The sequence below is a fragment of the Duganella sp. genome, assembly GCF_039595735.1.
GTDB lineage: Bacteria > Pseudomonadota > Gammaproteobacteria > Burkholderiales > Burkholderiaceae_D > Rugamonas.
The window spans coordinates 47149-63101 of the sequence record NZ_JBCNLB010000009.1; the positions used below are offsets into that span (position 1 = coordinate 47149).

General features: G+C 64.0%; 9 protein-coding genes. 4 read left to right on the top strand and 5 right to left on the bottom strand.

Going from position 1 to position 15953, the window contains the following annotated elements:
* Nucleotides 1-4: 4 nt before the first annotated feature.
* Entirely contained in the window at nucleotides 5-2590 is a 2586-nt protein-coding gene (acnB, locus tag ABDW57_RS16545; protein WP_343731274.1) for a bifunctional aconitate hydratase 2/2-methylisocitrate dehydratase, read from the bottom strand.
* 218 nt (nucleotides 2591-2808) lie between these two features.
* On the opposite strand from acnB, the gene ABDW57_RS16550 reads away from it, so the two are divergent.
* Nucleotides 2809-3177 carry a hypothetical protein gene (locus ABDW57_RS16550; RefSeq protein WP_343731275.1) on the top strand — a complete coding sequence of 123 codons (369 nt, stop codon included), beginning with the start codon at nucleotides 2809-2811 and terminating at the stop codon, nucleotides 3175-3177.
* Here ABDW57_RS16550 and ABDW57_RS16555 read toward each other — a convergent pair.
* A complete protein-coding gene (locus ABDW57_RS16555; protein WP_343731276.1) occupies nucleotides 3174-5375 on the bottom strand; it encodes an EAL domain-containing protein in 2202 nt (733 codons plus the stop codon). The two genes, ABDW57_RS16550 and ABDW57_RS16555, sit on opposite strands and share 4 nt — an antisense overlap.
* Nucleotides 5376-5790: 415 nt before the next feature.
* On the opposite strand from ABDW57_RS16555, the gene ABDW57_RS16560 reads away from it, so the two are divergent.
* The 3 genes from ABDW57_RS16560 to ABDW57_RS16570 all read left to right on the top strand — a co-directional run bounded on the left by ABDW57_RS16560 (nucleotide 5791) and on the right by ABDW57_RS16570 (nucleotide 11576).
* On the top strand, nucleotides 5791-7344 hold the full coding sequence (locus ABDW57_RS16560) for a tryptophan halogenase family protein (protein ID WP_343731277.1): 1554 nt from the start codon (nucleotides 5791-5793) through the stop codon (nucleotides 7342-7344).
* 104 nt (nucleotides 7345-7448) lie between these two features.
* Entirely contained in the window at nucleotides 7449-10508 is a 3060-nt protein-coding gene (locus ABDW57_RS16565) for a TonB-dependent receptor (RefSeq protein ID WP_343731278.1), read from the top strand.
* Nucleotides 10509-10574: 66 nt separating this feature from the next.
* On the top strand, nucleotides 10575-11576 hold the full coding sequence (locus ABDW57_RS16570; protein WP_343731279.1) for a glycoside hydrolase family 43 protein: 1002 nt from the start codon (nucleotides 10575-10577) through the stop codon (nucleotides 11574-11576).
* Between the two features lies 1 nt (nucleotide 11577).
* Here the strand turns inward: ABDW57_RS16570 and ABDW57_RS16575 are convergent, their stop codons facing one another.
* The 3 genes from ABDW57_RS16575 to ABDW57_RS16585 all read right to left on the bottom strand — a co-directional run bounded on the left by ABDW57_RS16575 (nucleotide 11578) and on the right by ABDW57_RS16585 (nucleotide 15857).
* Entirely contained in the window at nucleotides 11578-14496 is a 2919-nt protein-coding gene (locus tag ABDW57_RS16575; protein WP_343731280.1) for a TonB-dependent receptor, read from the bottom strand.
* Nucleotides 14497-14607: 111 nt separating this feature from the next.
* Nucleotides 14608-14880 (bottom strand): LysR substrate-binding domain-containing protein, encoded by a 273-nt coding sequence (locus ABDW57_RS16580; RefSeq protein ID WP_343731281.1) that lies wholly within the window; start codon nucleotides 14878-14880, stop codon nucleotides 14608-14610.
* A gap of 80 nt (nucleotides 14881-14960) precedes the next feature.
* Nucleotides 14961-15857 (bottom strand): LysR substrate-binding domain-containing protein, encoded by an 897-nt coding sequence (locus ABDW57_RS16585; RefSeq protein ID WP_343731282.1) that lies wholly within the window; start codon nucleotides 15855-15857, stop codon nucleotides 14961-14963.
* Nucleotides 15858-15953 lie beyond the last annotated feature (96 nt).

Below are 15953 nucleotides of genomic sequence, written 5' to 3' on the forward strand. Positions count from 1 at the left end.
TTGCTTACACCTTGACGGTGTCGGCCACTTCGCGGAACTCGTCGATCTGGTCGAAGTTCATGTAGCGGTAGATGTCGGCGGCGTTCTTGTCGATCACGCCGATGTGCGACATGTATTCTTCCCTGGTCGGGATGCGGCCCAGCGCCGAGCATACCGCCGCCAGTTCGGCCGAACCCAGGTACACATTGGTTTCGATGCCCAGACGGTTAGGGAAGTTACGGGTCGAGGTCGACATCACGGTGGCGCCCTTGCGGATCTGCGCCTGGTTACCCATGCACAGCGAGCAGCCCGGCATTTCCATGCGCGCGCCGGTGCGGCCCAGGGTGCCGTAGTGGCCTTCGGCGGTCAGCTGTTGCGCATCCATCTTGGTTGGCGGCGCAATCCACAGGCGCACCGGAATGTCCGACTTGCCTTCCAGGACTTTCGAGGCGGCGCGGAAGTGGCCGATGTTGGTCATGCACGAACCCACAAACACGTCGTCGATCTTGTCGCCAGCCACTTCGGCCAGGGTCTTCACATCGTCCGGATCGTTCGGGCAGGCCACGATAGGCTCGTGGATGTCGGCCAGGTCGATCTCGATCACGGCGGCGTATTCGGCATCCGCGTCCGGCGCCAGCAGCTGCGGGTTGGCCAGCCAGGCTTCCATGGCCTTGATGCGGCGTTCCAGCGTGCGCTTGTCCTGGTAGTTGTTGGCGATCATCCACTTCATCAGGGTGATGTTGGAGTTCATGTACTCGATGATCGGCGCCTTGTCCAGGTGCACGGTGCAGCCGGCGGCCGAGCGTTCCGCCGACGCGTCCGACAGTTCAAATGCCTGCTCAACCTTCAGGTCCGGCAGGCCTTCGATTTCCAGGATGCGGCCGGAGAAGATGTTCTTCTTGCCTTTCTTGTCGACGGTCAGCAGGCCGGCACGGATGGCGTACAGCGGAATCGCGTTGACCAGGTCGCGCAGGGTCACGCCCGGCTGCATCTTGCCCTTGAAGCGCACCAGCACCGATTCAGGCATGTCCAGCGGCATCACGCCGGTGGCGGCGGCAAACGCCACCAGACCGGAACCGGCCGGGAACGAAATGCCGATCGGGAAGCGGGTGTGCGAGTCGCCGCCGGTGCCGACGGTGTCCGGCATCAGCAGACGGTTCAGCCACGAGTGGATCACGCCGTCGCCCGGACGCAGGGCCACGCCGCCGCGGTTTTCAATGAAGGTTGGCAGTTCGCGGTGCATCTTCACGTCCACCACTTTCGGATACGCGGCGGTGTGGCAGAACGATTGCATCACCAGGTCGGCCGAGAAGCCCAGGCAGGCCAGGTCTTTCAGCTCGTCGCGGGTCATCGGACCGGTGGTGTCTTGCGAGCCGACGGTGGTCATCTTCGGTTCGCAGTAGGTGCCTGGGCGGATGCCCTTGCCTTCCGGCAGACCGCAGGCGCGGCCGACCATCTTCTGCGCCAGCGAGTAGCCCTTGCCGGTGTCGGCCGGGTTTTGCGGCAGGCGGAACAGTTCCGACGCCGGCAGGCCCAGCGCTTCACGCGCCTTGGCGGTCAGGCCGCGGCCGATGATCAGCGGAATCCGGCCGCCGGCGCGCACTTCGTCGAACAGCACGTCGGACTTGACCTTGAATTCAGCGATGACGGTGCCGTTTTTCAGCGCCTTGCCTTCGTATGGACGCAGCTCGATGACGTCGCCCATCTCCATTTGCGACACGTCCAGCTCGATCGGCAGTGCGCCGGCGTCTTCCATGGTGTTGTAGAAGATCGGCGCAATCTTGGTGCCCAGGCAGACGCCGCCGAAACGCTTGTTCGGGATGAACGGGATGTCTTCGCCGGTGAACCACAGCACCGAGTTGGTGGCGGATTTACGCGAGGAACCGGTGCCGACCACGTCGCCGACGTAGGCCACCAGGTTGCCCTTGGCTTTCAGCGCTTCGATCTGCTTCAGCGGGCCGACTTTGCCCGGTTCCACCGGCTCGATGCCTGGACGCGGGTTTTTCAGCATGGCCAGCGCGTGCATCGGGATGTCCGGACGGGTGGTGGCGTCAGGCGCCGGCGACAGGTCGTCGGTGTTGGTTTCGCCGGAGACCTTGAACACGGTCAGGGTCAGGCTTTGCGGCACTTCAGGACGCGAGGTGAACCACTCGGCGTCGGCCCACGATTGCAGCACGCCCTTGGCGCGCGCATTGCCCTGGTCGGCCAGTTCCTTGACGTCGTGGAAGTAGTCAAACATCAGCAGGGTTTTCTTCAGGCCCTCGGCGGCCACGTCGCCCACCACCTCGTCTGCCAGCAGATCGATCATCGGCTTGATGTTGAAACCGCCCAGCATGGTGCCCAGCAGCTGGGTCGCCAGTTCGCGCGACACCAGCGGCGAGCTTTCCGCGCCCTTGGCCACGGCGGTCAGGAAGGCGGCCTTGACTTTGGCGGCATCGTCCACGCCGGCCGGCACGCGGTTGGTGATCAGATCGACCAGGAAGGCTTCTTCGCCGGCTGGCGGATTCTTCAGGAGTTCAACCAGATCGGTGGTCTGGGCTGCGGACAGCGGCAGCGGAGGGATACCGAGGGTTGCACGTTCGGCAACGTGGGCACGATAAGCAGCTAGCATGTTAGTTCTCGTCAGGTTGATTGCAGGGCAGGCAATAATCGACCGCCTGTACTGGCCGCTATTGTACACCAACAACTCTTATATAAGACATATAATAGGAGACGGCAGCGTTTTTTTGCCACAGGGCGGACCGCCGCACAGCCGCAGCTTGAGGCGCGCCGCCATTCCGTATATGCTAGGGCCGGGGGCGACAGCTTATCTCAGCAGGAGTGCTCAAGATGACGGACATATTCAAGCCTGATCAAGCGAACCACACGCCGGAGCCAGCCGCCATGCCGTTCCGCACCCTGCTCTACCGCTTCATGTTCTTCGACTGGCTGTTCCGCGACGTCAGCGCCGCGCGCAACCGCTTCGAACGCCACGCCGCGCTACAGCACAACAAATACATGAGCCGCTACCTGCCGGTCTACCTGCGCCGCTGGAGCGTGCTGGCCACCTTCGACTTCGGACTCGGCTTCCTGTTCGAGCGCGGCCTGCAGGCCACCGCGCTGTCGGCCTGCTTTTTCACCTGGTCGTGCATGACCGTGACCGGCATGGTGGTGATCCTGGTGGCCTGGGTGCTGCTGACCTTCGGCCGCTTTTCCTAGGCCAGCGCGGCCAGCAGCCCGGCCAGCACCAGCGGCCGCCCGGGCAGATAGCCCTGCACCTGGGTGCAATCGAACTGGCGCAGAAACGCCAGCTGGGCGGCGCTTTCCACCCCTTCGGCAATCACCCGCAGCTGCATGTGCAGCGCCAGATCGATGATGGTGCGGACGATGGCGCCGTCGTTGCGGTCGTGCGGCACGCCTTGCACGAACACGCGGTCGATCTTGAGCGAGCTGATTGGCAACGTTTTCAGCAGCGACAGCGAGGAATAGCCCATGCCAAAATCGTCCAGGCTGATCTCAAAACCCAGCCGCACCAGCTCGCGCATGATGGGCAGGGTCTTGTCGAGGCGGCGCATGATGACGCCCTCGGTCAGCTCCAGGCAAATGCGCGACGGCGCGATGCCGGCAGCGCTGACGATGGCCATCAGCTCGCGCGGCAAATCGTCGTCCAGGAATTCCGGCGCCGCCATGTTGACGTGCACCTGGATGTCCGGCATGCCGGCCGCCTGCAGGCGCGGCAGGTCGCGGCACACCTGCTCGATCACCCAGCGGCCAATGAAGACGATCAGGCGGCTTTGCTCGGCCACCGGAATGAACTGGTCCGGCGGCACGATGCTGCCATCGGCCTTGCGCCAGCGGATCAGCGCTTCCAGCCCGACGATGCGGTCGCTTTGCAGGTCGCGGATCGGCTGGTATTCAAGGAAGAATTCGTTGCGCTGCAAGGCGTCCTGCAGGGCCGACAACATCAGCAACTGGGCCGCCACCACGCGCTGCTGGGTGTCGCTCTCGCGGCAGAAATAGCTGACCAGGTTGCGGCCGTTGCGCTTGCTCAGGTACATGGCGGCATCGGCCGCGTGCAGCAGCTGGGCGGTGTCGGCGCCGTGCAGCGGGAACATGCTGACGCCGATGCTGGCCGACACCGACAGGTCATGCCCCAGGTAGTTGAAACGGCCGCGCGCCGCCTCCAGCACGGCGGCGGCCAGGGCGTCGAGCGCCTGCTGGTCCCAGCCGGGCGGCGCCATCAGCGCAAACTCATCGCCGCCGAGGCGGGCCACGCGCGCGCCGGCCGGCGCCAGCTGCCGCAGGCGGTCGGCAAATTCGCACAGCACCAGGTTGCCGGCCGCGTGGCCGAAGCCATCGTTGATCGGCTTGAACTGGTCGAGGTCGATGTACATCAGGCCGAACTGCCCGCCCTGGGCGCAGGCGGCGTCCAGCAGCGCGTGGAAGTGGGCGCGGTTGAACAGGCCGGTCATTTCATCGGTCTGCGCCAGCACGCGCACGCGCTCCTGCTGCGCCATGCGCTGCCCGGTCTGGGCGATCAGGGCGCTGATCGACTCCGCCAGCCCGGGCAGCTGCGCTTCGCGCTGGCGCGGCTCGTCGCTGAAGAATTCCAGCACGCCGGCGCTGTGCAGGCGGCCATCGCCAGCGACGTAGGTGACCGGGAAGAAAAAGCCCGACTGCAGGCCGCACTGGCGCGCCGCCTGCACCCGCGCCACATCGCTGTGGGCGCCGCCGGCATCCACCCACAGCGACTGCCCGCTGTGCCAGGCCTGGCCCACCGGCCCCTGGCCGCGCTCCACCACCAGCGCGGTGGCGGCGCTGCGGAACGGCGTGTAGTCGCGGTCCGGCGCATGCCAGACATGCCGGCAGCGCAGCACCTCGGCGGCGCCGTGGCGTTCCAGCGCCCAGAAGGCGCCCCACTCCCAGCCCAGTTCTTCGCACACCAGGTGGATGATCTTGTACACCGCCTCGTCCAGCGTGTCGGTGCCGATCAGGTATTGGGTCAGGGCGAAATTGAAGCGCTCGCGCAGGGCCGCGCGCTTGCTGGTGGTGATATCGGTCAGCATGCCGGTGGCCACCATGCGCTGTTCGGCCGCCACCGATTGCAGGCGCAGCCAGCGCACGCCCTGTTCGCGCTCGGCCAGGCGGAATTCGCAGCTGACCGCGGCGCCGCGGGCCACGATCTCCAGCAGCGCGGCATCCAGCGCCGGCCGGTCTTCCGCCACCACCCGCTCGATCCACGGCAGCTCATCGTCGGCGCCCTCCACGCCCAGAAGGCGCATGGCCACCGCCGACAGGCACAAATGCGGCGCCCCGCGCACCATGGACCAGCGTCCCAGCCCGGCCAGGGCGTCAATCGGGTCGCGGTAGGCGGCGGTGGCGCACTGCGGGCACAAATTGCCCAAATCGTTATGCATGAGCTCGTTCCGGGATAAGGTCACAAAAAGCGGCCTGTGCGCACCAAAGCGGGGCTTGCGGGCCGGTCCGTGACTTGCAATGCAGTATTCATGCCAGCCCAACAGCGCGGCGGGAAACCGTTTACCTTTCAGGGCTTAAATTCCGCGAAAACACCAAATCCCCGATGAAAATTCCATCATCGCCGGCGCTGCGATATTTTATCCTGTCAACCCTTGTTTAGCGTGTGCGGTTAAACAGCGACATTTCGCAAAGAATTATTTGTTCGCTGTTCGCATTAATGTTAATTTGCAATGACCTGCACCAGTTGCCGGACAATAAAAAAATACGGGAGACACACGCATGACCACATTGACCACCCTTGATCCAGGCTTTTTTGAAAACGTTGTCATAACTAGTCCATTCTGAGGAAACGGAATGAACAGCAATGACATGCAAGGCGGTGCGATCCGCAGGATCGTGATCGTCGGTGGCGGCACGGCCGGCTGGATGACCGCCGCCCCGCTGGCCCAGCGCCTGGCGCGCCACCCCACCATCCCCTGCGAAGTGATCCTGGTGGAATCGCCCGAGATCGGCACCATCGGTGTCGGCGAAGCGACCCTGCCCACCATCCGCGTCTACAACAAGGCGCTGGGTCTGGATGGCGCCGACTTTGTCGCCAAGACCCAGGCCAGCTTCAAACTCGGCATCGAGTTCAAGGACTGGGGCCACGTCGGCAACCGTTTCTTCCACCAGTTTGGCGATTTCGGCCCGGCGCTGGCCGGCATCAGCGCGCACCATCACTGGCTGCGCCTGGCGCAGGCATTCGACAAAATGCCGGACATCGAAAACTGGTCGCTGGCCTCGGTCATGGCACGCCACAACAAATTCGTGCCGCCCAGCGAGGAAACGCCCGGCATCACCGACGCCTATTCCTACGGCTTCCATTTCGATGCCAGCCTGTACGCCAGCTACCTGCGCGATTACGCGCTGGCGCGCGGCGCCCAGCGCATCGAGGGCATGATCGTGGAGGTCGAGCAGCATCCCGAGAGCGGCTTCGTCACCGCGGTCAAGCTGCGCGACGGCCGCCGCGTCGAAGGCGACCTGTTCGTCGATTGCTCGGGCTTCCGCGGCCTGCTGATCGAAGGCGCGCTCAAGGCCGGCTACGAGGACTGGAGCGACTACCTGCCGTGCAACAGCGCACTGGCCGTGCCATGCGCCTCGGTGCCGGCGCTGACGCCCTACACCCGCTCCACCGCGCAGGAAGCCGGCTGGACCTGGCGCATTCCGCTGCAACACCGCACCGGCAACGGCTACGTGTACAGCAACAATTTCACCACCGACGAGCAGGCGCGCCGCGTGCTGCTGGACGCGATTGACGGCGCCGCGCTGGACGAGCCGCGCCAGATCCGCTTCCTCACCGGCCGCCGGCGCAAGAGCTGGGTCAAGAACGTGGTCGCCATCGGCCTGTCGGCCGGCTTTGTCGAGCCGCTGGAATCGACCAGCATCAACCTGATCGAAACGGCGGTGGGCAAGCTGCTGGAACTGTTCCCGGAGCGCGATTGCAGCGTGACCCTGGCCGACGAATTCAACCGCTACATGGGGATCCGCTACGAATCGGTGCGCGACTTCATCGTGCTGCACTACAAGCTGACCCAGCGCAACGACAGCGAACTGTGGCGCTACTGCGCCAACATGGCGATCCCGGACACGCTGCGCCACCAGATCGAGCTGTTCCGCGAGACCGGGCGCGTCGCCATTCTCGACCGCGCCGGCTTCGCCGAGCCGTCCTTCGTGGCCATGCTGATGGGCCTGGGCGTGGTGCCGAAACGCTACGACCCGCTGGCCGAGCGTGTCGACCTGCGCGTGGTGCACGGCCACTTTGCCGATCTGCGCGACAAGATCGCCCAGGTGGTGGCGCGCACGCCGGACCACGGCAGCTATGTGGCGCGCCAGGCGGCGGCAAAAGTTTCCGCTCGGGCAGCCGCCTGAGATGAACCGAATCACCAACTGATGGAGGCATAAACTTTCGGACCAGCAGACAAAGCATCAAGACTTGTGAAATACAAAAAAGCATTTAAGAGGGAGAGACACAATTGAGTAAGTTACAGAAAACGGCGATCGCCGCTGCGGTCGCACAGCTTGTGGTACTGCACGCCAGCCCGGCATGGGCACAAACGGCAGACGCCGCCCCAGGCACCACCACCGTGGTGGTGAGCGGCCAGCGCGCCGCCCTGCAATCGGCCCAGAAACTCAAACAGGATGCGGACGAGGTCGTTGATTCGATTGTGGCCGAAGACATCGGCAAGCTGCCGGACCGTTCGGTCACCGAAGTGCTGCAGCGCATCGCCGGCGTCACCATCGACCGCAACATGGCGGGCGACCCGAACCGCCAGTCGGTTGAAGGCTCGGGCGTGTCCGTGCGCGGCCTGACCTATGTGCGTTCGGAAATCAACGGCCGTGACGCCTTCTCGGCCGGTGGCGGCCGCTCGCTCGGCTTTGCCGACGTGGCGCCTGAGCTGATGGCCGGCGTGGACGTCTACAAGAACCCGTCCGCGGAACAGGTGGAAGGCGCGGTGGCCGCGCTGGTCAATCTGCGCACCGCCATGCCATTCGACTACAAGGGCTTCAAGGGCACCGTGGGCGTGTCGGAATCGTATTCCACCCTGCGCAAAGGCAAGCCTTCGCCAACCGGCACCCTCCTGCTGTCGAACCGCTGGACCACCGGGCTGGGCGAAATCGGCGCCCTGATCGATATCGCCCACGCCAAGAGCCCAAGCCGTTCGGACGGCGTCGGTGTCGATCCCTACTTCCCGCACGTGAACTCCACCGATCCGGCCAAGTATGACCGCTCCAAGACCCAGTGGATTCCGCTCGGCGTCGGCTACCGTTCGCAGGACTTCGACCGCACCCGCCGCGGCGACTACGCGGCCTTGCAGTGGCGCCCGAACCGCGACCTGACCGCCGGCCTGACTTACTTCAAGACCAAGTACAAGGAAGACCTGGACGAGCACGTGGTGGCGTCTTCCGAAGACAAGTGGTACCAGCAGGTGGCCAGTTCCAACGCGGTGTTCGACAGCAATGGCGCGTTCCAGAGCGGCACCATCTCGAACCCGACCTATGGCGGTTCGCCGTTCAACAGCTCGCAGCGCATCAATACCCGCGAATCCGGCACCCGCGACATTTCGCTGAACGTCCAATGGCGCGCCACCCCGTCGCTGACCTGGACCAACGACTTCCAGCACGTGCGCTCGACCACCGAGGGCTTTGACGCCGACGTCTCGACCGGCTTCATCCTGCCGAACCAGACCATGGACATGACCGGCAGCGTGCCGCAGATCAGCCTGGGTTCGGCGGCCTACATGGCCGACCCGAAAAACTACTACTGGGCTTACACCCAGGAAGCGCTGGACCGCGCCCATGCGACCCAGAAGGCGTGGAAATCCGACTTCAAGTACACCTTTGACGATCCGGTGCTGCGCGATGTGCGCTTCGGCGTGCGCCTGACCGACCGCGAAGGCGTCAACAACAAGGCCCAGAAGTTCTACAACTGGCAGGGCATTACCTTCCCGTGGATGGAAGGCTGGCAGATCCCGCACGTGGCGCGGCTGAACGATCCGCGCTTTGCCGGCGGCGCCTCGCTGCAGACCATCGACAACTTCTTCGGCGGCAAATACAACCTGCCGCCGATGCTGTTCGCCAACGAGGCGACGGTGCGCGGCTTCCCTGAGGAATGGAGCAAGATCCACGCCTACCACGACGTGCTGTGCGCGGAGCAATCGGCAGCCCAGGGCTGGGGCACCTGCGATACCTGGAAACCGGCCACCTTCAACGATCCGGCCGCCACCAACATCCAGAAGGAGCGCACCAAGGCGGCCTACGCGCAGCTGCGTTTCGGCTGGGACGACCTGAAGTACCCGATCGACGGCAATGTCGGCCTGCGCTATGTGAAAACCAATGGCTCGGGCAGCGGCTATGTCGCCTTCACGCCGCCGTCCACCCCGACCATCCCGGCCGGCGCCAATGCCACCGGCCAGGACAAGCTGATCAACATCGCCGCGTTTGCCGAGGCACAGTCGTACAAGAATTCCTACGACAACTGGCTGCCTAGCCTGAACCTGCGCCTGAAAGCCCGCGACGACCTGCAGTTCCGCTTTGCGGTGGCGCGCGGCATGTCGCGTCCGGACTTCAACCAGCTTCAGGTCCAGACCACGCTGAGCGCCCAGCACCTGCAGACCGTCACCAAGGATGCGGCCGGCAACACCATCGGCGTGCGCTTCGACGGCACCAGCCTGACCGGCACCAGCGACGGCAACCCGATGCTGAAGCCGACCATGTCGACCAACGTCGACCTGACCGCCGAGTGGTACTTCGCCAAGGCCGGTTCGCTGACCTTCTCGGCGTTCAACAAAGACCTCAAAGACATCATCATGACGCAGAACTATTCGTACACTGCGAAAGATGTCACCGGCAAGCCGCAAACCTTCGTGGTCACCGGTCCGGTCAACGGCGCCAACGGTTATGCCCGCGGTTTCGAAATCGCTCACCAGCAGTACTACGACTTCGTGCCTGACTGGCTGCGCGGTATCGGCACCCAGGCCAGCTGGACCTATGTGGACAGCGAGCGCACCCTGAAGAATCCGGTGTTTGAAGCATGGTGCTCGGGCAACGATGCCTCGTCCAACTTCAACCTGAGCATCAATGGCTGCGATACCGATGCCCGTGCTTTCGGCAAGACCCCGCTGCAGGGCCTGTCGCGTAACACGATCAACTTTGCGATCATGTACGAGCAGCACGGCCTGTCGATGCGTCTGGCGTACAACTGGCGCTCGCGCTATCTGCTGGGCGTGAACCAATGGGGCAGCCGCGGCAACAACGGCCTGAACACCAATCCGGACTCCGGTGCCGGCCGCTTCCTGATCCCGACCACCAACAACGACCAGGCTTTCGGTCTGCCGCTGTACCAGGCAGCCTATGGCCAGGTGGACGCGTCGATCTTCTATGACTTCACGGACAAGTTCCGTGTCGGCCTGGAAGGCACCAACCTGACCAACACCTACACGCGTCAGATCATGCAGCAGCACGCGGGTAACTTCACCCGTCAGGTGTTCATGAGCGGTCCGCGTTACACCTTGCTGGCACAGTACTCGTTCTAAGCTGTATCGATCCGATCGCCGCCGCGGCCGCAATGCCCCGGCGGCGTTTTTCTTTCAGGAGACACCATGCATAAACTGATGGCGCTCAGCGCGCTCTGCCTGTCGGCCACCGCGCTGGCGCAAGTTGCGCCTGGCGCCGCGCCCGGCTCCAATCCCATCATCCGCGACCGCTTCACCGCCGATCCGGCGCCGCTGGTGGTGGGCGATACCCTGTACCTGTATGTCGGCCATGACGAGGCGCAGCGCGACCAGATGTTCAATATGCGCGAATGGCTGGTGTATTCGACCCGGGACATGCGCAGCTGGACCAGCCATGGTCCGGTCATGAACGTCAAGGATTTCAAATGGGCCAAGGCGGACGCCTGGGCTGCGCAGACCATCGAAAAGAACGGCAAGTTCTATTTCTATGCGGCGGTGGAACACGACGCCAGCCATCCGGGCAAGGCGATCGCGGTGGCGGTGGCGGACAAGCCGACCGGCCCGTTTGTGGACGCGCGCGGTTCCGCCCTGGTGACCAATCAGATGACGCCGAAAGGCCCGCACAGCTGGGAAGATATTGATCCGACCGTGTTCATGGACGACGACGGCACCGCCTGGCTGGCCTGGGGCAACCGCCAGTGCTACATCGCCAGGCTGAAGCCGAACATGATCGAGCTGGATGGCCCGATCACCGAGATCACCCCACCGCATTTTGAGGAAGGCCCGTGGCTGCACAAGCGCGGCAATCTGTACTACCTGACCTACGCCTCGCTGGACCGCAGCACCCAGCGCGACGAGCACATCTCGTACGCGACCGCGCCGTCGATCCAGGGCCCGTGGACCTATCGCGGCCTGCTGACCGGCTCCGGCAAATACAGCTTCACCATCCACCCGGGCATCGCCAGATTCAAGGACCACTGGTATCTGTTCCTGCACAACGCCACTCTGGCCATTGGCGACCAGAGCGGCGCTATCGGCCGCCGGGCAGTCACAGTGGAATATCTGCAATACAATCCGGACGGCACCATGAAGCCGGTGGTGCAGACCAGCGCCGGCGTCAGCCTGCCGGCGCCGGCCGCAGCCGACTGAACTAGAAGTTGACCCGCATGCCAACCCGGTAGGTACGTCCTACCGAGTCATACAAGGCCGGGTTCAGCCCCAGGCTCAGGTTGGTCTGCGGCACCAGCACTGGCGCGCGGTCGGCCAGGTTGTCGATCTTGAAGTAGGCCGAGACCTGCTTGTTGACGCTGTAGTTGCCGCCAAAGTCGAAGTACACCGCACCCGGCATGTGGTTGTCGTAAATGGTCGGGTGCGCCGCGGTCGGCAGCGGGCAGTTGGTCTGGCACTCGATGTATTCGTTGTTGAATACCCCGGCACCGATCCAGCGTTGCGTCAGGCTCAGGCCGAGCTTGCCGCCCAGCAGACCATCCCACGATTCCGACACCATGGCCTTCCACTTCGGCGTGGCGCCGGTCATGGCGCCCGCGCCTTCGATCGGGGTGGTGCCCGGCACGCCAGGATCGGAGATCGAGTGGATCATGCGCGAGGCCAGGCCGCGCAGCGTGACGCTGCCCGGCAAGCCGAAGTCGCTCATGTTCTTGCGGTAAGCCAACTCAAAGTCGACGCCGCGCGTGTGCAGCGAAGCGAAGTTGAAGCTCTGCGCCAGCACATAGTTGGTGCCGGCAGGACCGTTGATCGACACCGCCGAGCACACTTGCTGGTTGCCGCCGTAGCACAGGTCAACTTCCTGCTGCGGATTCAGCGAACTGATCACGTTCTTGACCTTGATGTCGTAGTAATCCACCGAGAAGTTGAAGTTGCGCGCCCAGCTCGGCTGGCTCAGCACCAGGCCGAAGGAATTGTTGCGCGCCTCTTCCGGCTTCAGCGACGGATTGCCGACGTTGCGCTGCTGGATCTGGATCGACTGGCCCTGGTTGTTGTTGACCGCCTGGTTGGTCACCGTCATGGCCGCGAACAGCTCGGACAGATTCGGAGCGCGCACATCCCTGGAGCTCACCGCACGCAAACGCAGGCCATCGATCGGGGTCTGCCAGGTGGCGCCCAGCTTCCAGGCGCGCGCCTTGCCGGCCGTGCTGTACTTCTCTTCGCGGTCGGCGATGTTCAGGTTGGCGTCGCCCCAGGTGGCCGACTTCAGGAACGGAATGTTGAACTCGACATAGGCTTCCTTCACATTGAACGCGCCCTTGCCGTTGTGGTAGTTGCCGGCGAACCAGTTGTCGCCGGTGACGGACAAGGTCGGATCGGCCGGATAGGCCGCGCTGTACGGCGATTCCAGTGCCACGCCGGCGCCATAAGGATCGCCATAAACCGAGTAATCCTCGCGCCGCCATTCGGCGCCAAACGCCATCGAAATCGGGCCAGCCCAGCCTTGCGCGACGTCACCGTTGATGTTAGCGCTAACTACATTTTGCGTCGAATCCGTGTGCTGACGCGGTCCGTTGGCTGGCGAAATATAGTTCCAGCCAGCCATGTTGATCGGCACGTCGCCAAAGATGTTGATCGGCTGGCAGCCTGCTGCGCGGGCGGCGGCGCTGCGGCAGACGATCTGGCCGTTGGCATCGCGGACCGCGTCGATGGCAAAGTTGTAGCGCGGGTTGAGCGTGATGTCCTTGACGTCGATGATGGTCTTGTTCTCGCCGTGCTCGGCGTAAGCGTCGTACGACCAGTCCTTGCCGAACAGCTGGAACTTGCCGTTGGCGCCGACCACAAAGCGGCGCTGGGTGCGGGTCGGGTGCACATTGATGTTGGCCGGGAATTCGGCGTTGGCCGTACCGACCGACATCACGCCGCTGGGGTAGCCGGAAGCGCAGCCCGCCGCCACCGAGGCCGGCAGGTAAGCGTTGTCGCACTTGATGGACAGATTGCCCTGCTTGGCCGCGCCCGGATTCGGCGAGAACGCCGAGGTGACTTGCGCCCAGTTGCCGGTGACATAGATTTCATTGTCGGCGTCCAGATCCCACGAGATGCGGCTGTACGCCACCTGGCGCTTGAAGTTCATCGCCAGATTGGTGCCGGCGCCCACGCTGCCCGAACGGTCGCCGCCGATACAGAAGTTGCCGACGCAATCGGTGCCGTACTGGAACGGATATGGCGTGCCGCCCGGACCGAAGGCCGTGCCTTTCAGCGGGCCGTTGGTGATCAGGCCGTATTTGGCGTACTGGATGTGCTGGGCGTTGCTGATCATGCGATAGCGCGGCAGACCGGCCGCCTGCATATCCTTGGTCGATTCCTGCAGCGCGGGATTGTTGTACCAGGTACGGCCGCCCGCCCCCACCTGGCCGAAGCCCGGCGAATCAATCCCGTTCTGTTTGGTGAATTCGCCGCTGACGGTGACGTGCAGGCGGTCGTCGACAAAGCCCTTGCCCCATGCGGCCTGCACGGTGCCGCTCTTGTCATCGTGGTACTTGGTCATGCCGCCGGCGACATTGGCCTTGAAGCCGGTGAACTTCTTGTCGGTGATGAAGTTGACCACGCCGCCAATGGCGTCCGAACCGTAGGATGCCGAGGCGCCGCCGGTCACCACGTCCACCCGCTTGACCAGCAGTTGCGGGAACTGGCTGACGTCGGTCACGCCGGTGACGTTGGCGCCCACCACGCGCTGGCCGTCCAGCAGGGTCAGGGTGCGCAAGGTGCCGAGGCCGCGCAGCGACAGCGAGGACAGGCCCTGGATGCCGCTGGAGGTGCTGAAGGTGTTGGTGGTGCGGCCGGTGCTGCCCTGCAATGCCGGCAGCTCGATCAGCGATTCGAAAATGTTCGGCTTGGCAGCCTTGTCGAGGTCGGCGGACGACAGCGTGGTGGTTGGCGTCGGCTGGGTGAAGCCGCGCGCGGCAATGCGCGAGCCGGACACGGTGACGGTCTTGACCTCTTCCTGTGGTTGTTCAGGCTGGGCCTGATCCGCCGCCTGCTGGGCGTGGGCCGCCATGGCCAGCACGCCACAGGCGCTGGCGACGGCGAGATTGATGATAGTGCGCTGCAGTGGTTGTCTCATATAGTCTCCTGTTTTTATGTTTGCGCTAACATTAGGTAGCGCTACCAATGTAGTCTTGGAATTGGCAGGATACCAATAACTTTTTTATCGTGATTGATATCGATTTCGATATCACTTGACACAGGCCAAAGTCACCAGATTGCGCACTGTGACCGATTTTTCGCGCGGCCGCGTCACCAGCGCGATCGCCGTGTGCAGCCCCTCGTCGCTAAGACGATGATAGCTAACCCGCTCGGCCCGCACCTGCCCGACCGACTCCCGAATAATCGCCACACCGAACCCGGCCGCAGCCATGTTGACGCCGGACGAAATCTGCGGCGATTCCATCTCAATGTGTGGCGAAAACCCCGCACTTCTGCAGGCGCTGATGATGCAATCATGCAACTCCGGGCCGATTGGACGGGAACAGGGTGAAAGAATCGCCGGCCAGCTGGTGCCCAGGCCTCGGTTAATTCCAGCCGGCGTCAGGCGGACAGGCAGTACGCGGCCAGTTCCTCCGGCTTGCCCAGCGGGAAAGCTTCCTTCAGATAGGCCAGGAAGGCCGAGACGCGCGCGCTCAGCAGCCGGCGTGAGGGATAAAGCGCCCATAGCGCGGTGTCCGGCCCGTCTATCTCGCCCCATTGTTCCAGCACGCCCGCGTTCAGATCGTGGCTGACCAGCGACAGCGGCAAACGTGCCACGCCCACGCCCAGCCTGACCGCATCGCGTACCATGAACAGCGAGCTCAGGGCCAATACCGGATCAACCGCCAGGCTCAAGCGGCCCTCGGCAGTCAGCACGTTCCAGCTGGCAGCCTGGTCGGTACCGGTGCGCACCACGGCTGGCACCCTGTCCTGGGGCGCGCCGCGGCGCAAGCCGGGCGCTCCTACCACCACCAATTTGTCGCGCAGGAAAATGCGTCCTACCAGGCTGGCATCCGGGTCGGGATTGACGCGGATCACCAGATCGTAGCCCTCCTCGACCATGTTGACGGGGCGGTCTTCGCTGGTCACCTCCACCCGTACTGCGGGGTACTTCAGCGCAAAGCCGGCCGCCAGCTTGCCCATGGCTGCCTGCGAGAACAGCAGCGGCGCGCTGATACGCAACAGCCCCTGCGGCTGGTCGCCGCCAGCGGCGATGGCGGCCGCCGTCTCGTCGATCTCGTTAAGCAGCACCGCCGTGCGCTGGTGCAGCGCCCGCCCTTCCTGGGTCAGCTTCAAGCCGCGTGCGCCGCGCTCCAGCAGGCGCATGCCCAGGCTGGTTTCCAGCTCGGCCACTCTGCGCGACAGCGTGGCTTTCGGCCGTCCGCTCGCGCGCGCCGCGCGGCCAAAGCCGCCGTGGCGGGCGACCAGATTGAAATCAACGAGTGCCAGCAGATCCATGTGTTCCACCTATGAGACAGTATGTCTAAATTTACCATCTTTCGGATCACCTGTGGAATGCCTAATATGGCTCCTGTCACTTAACCACACACAAGG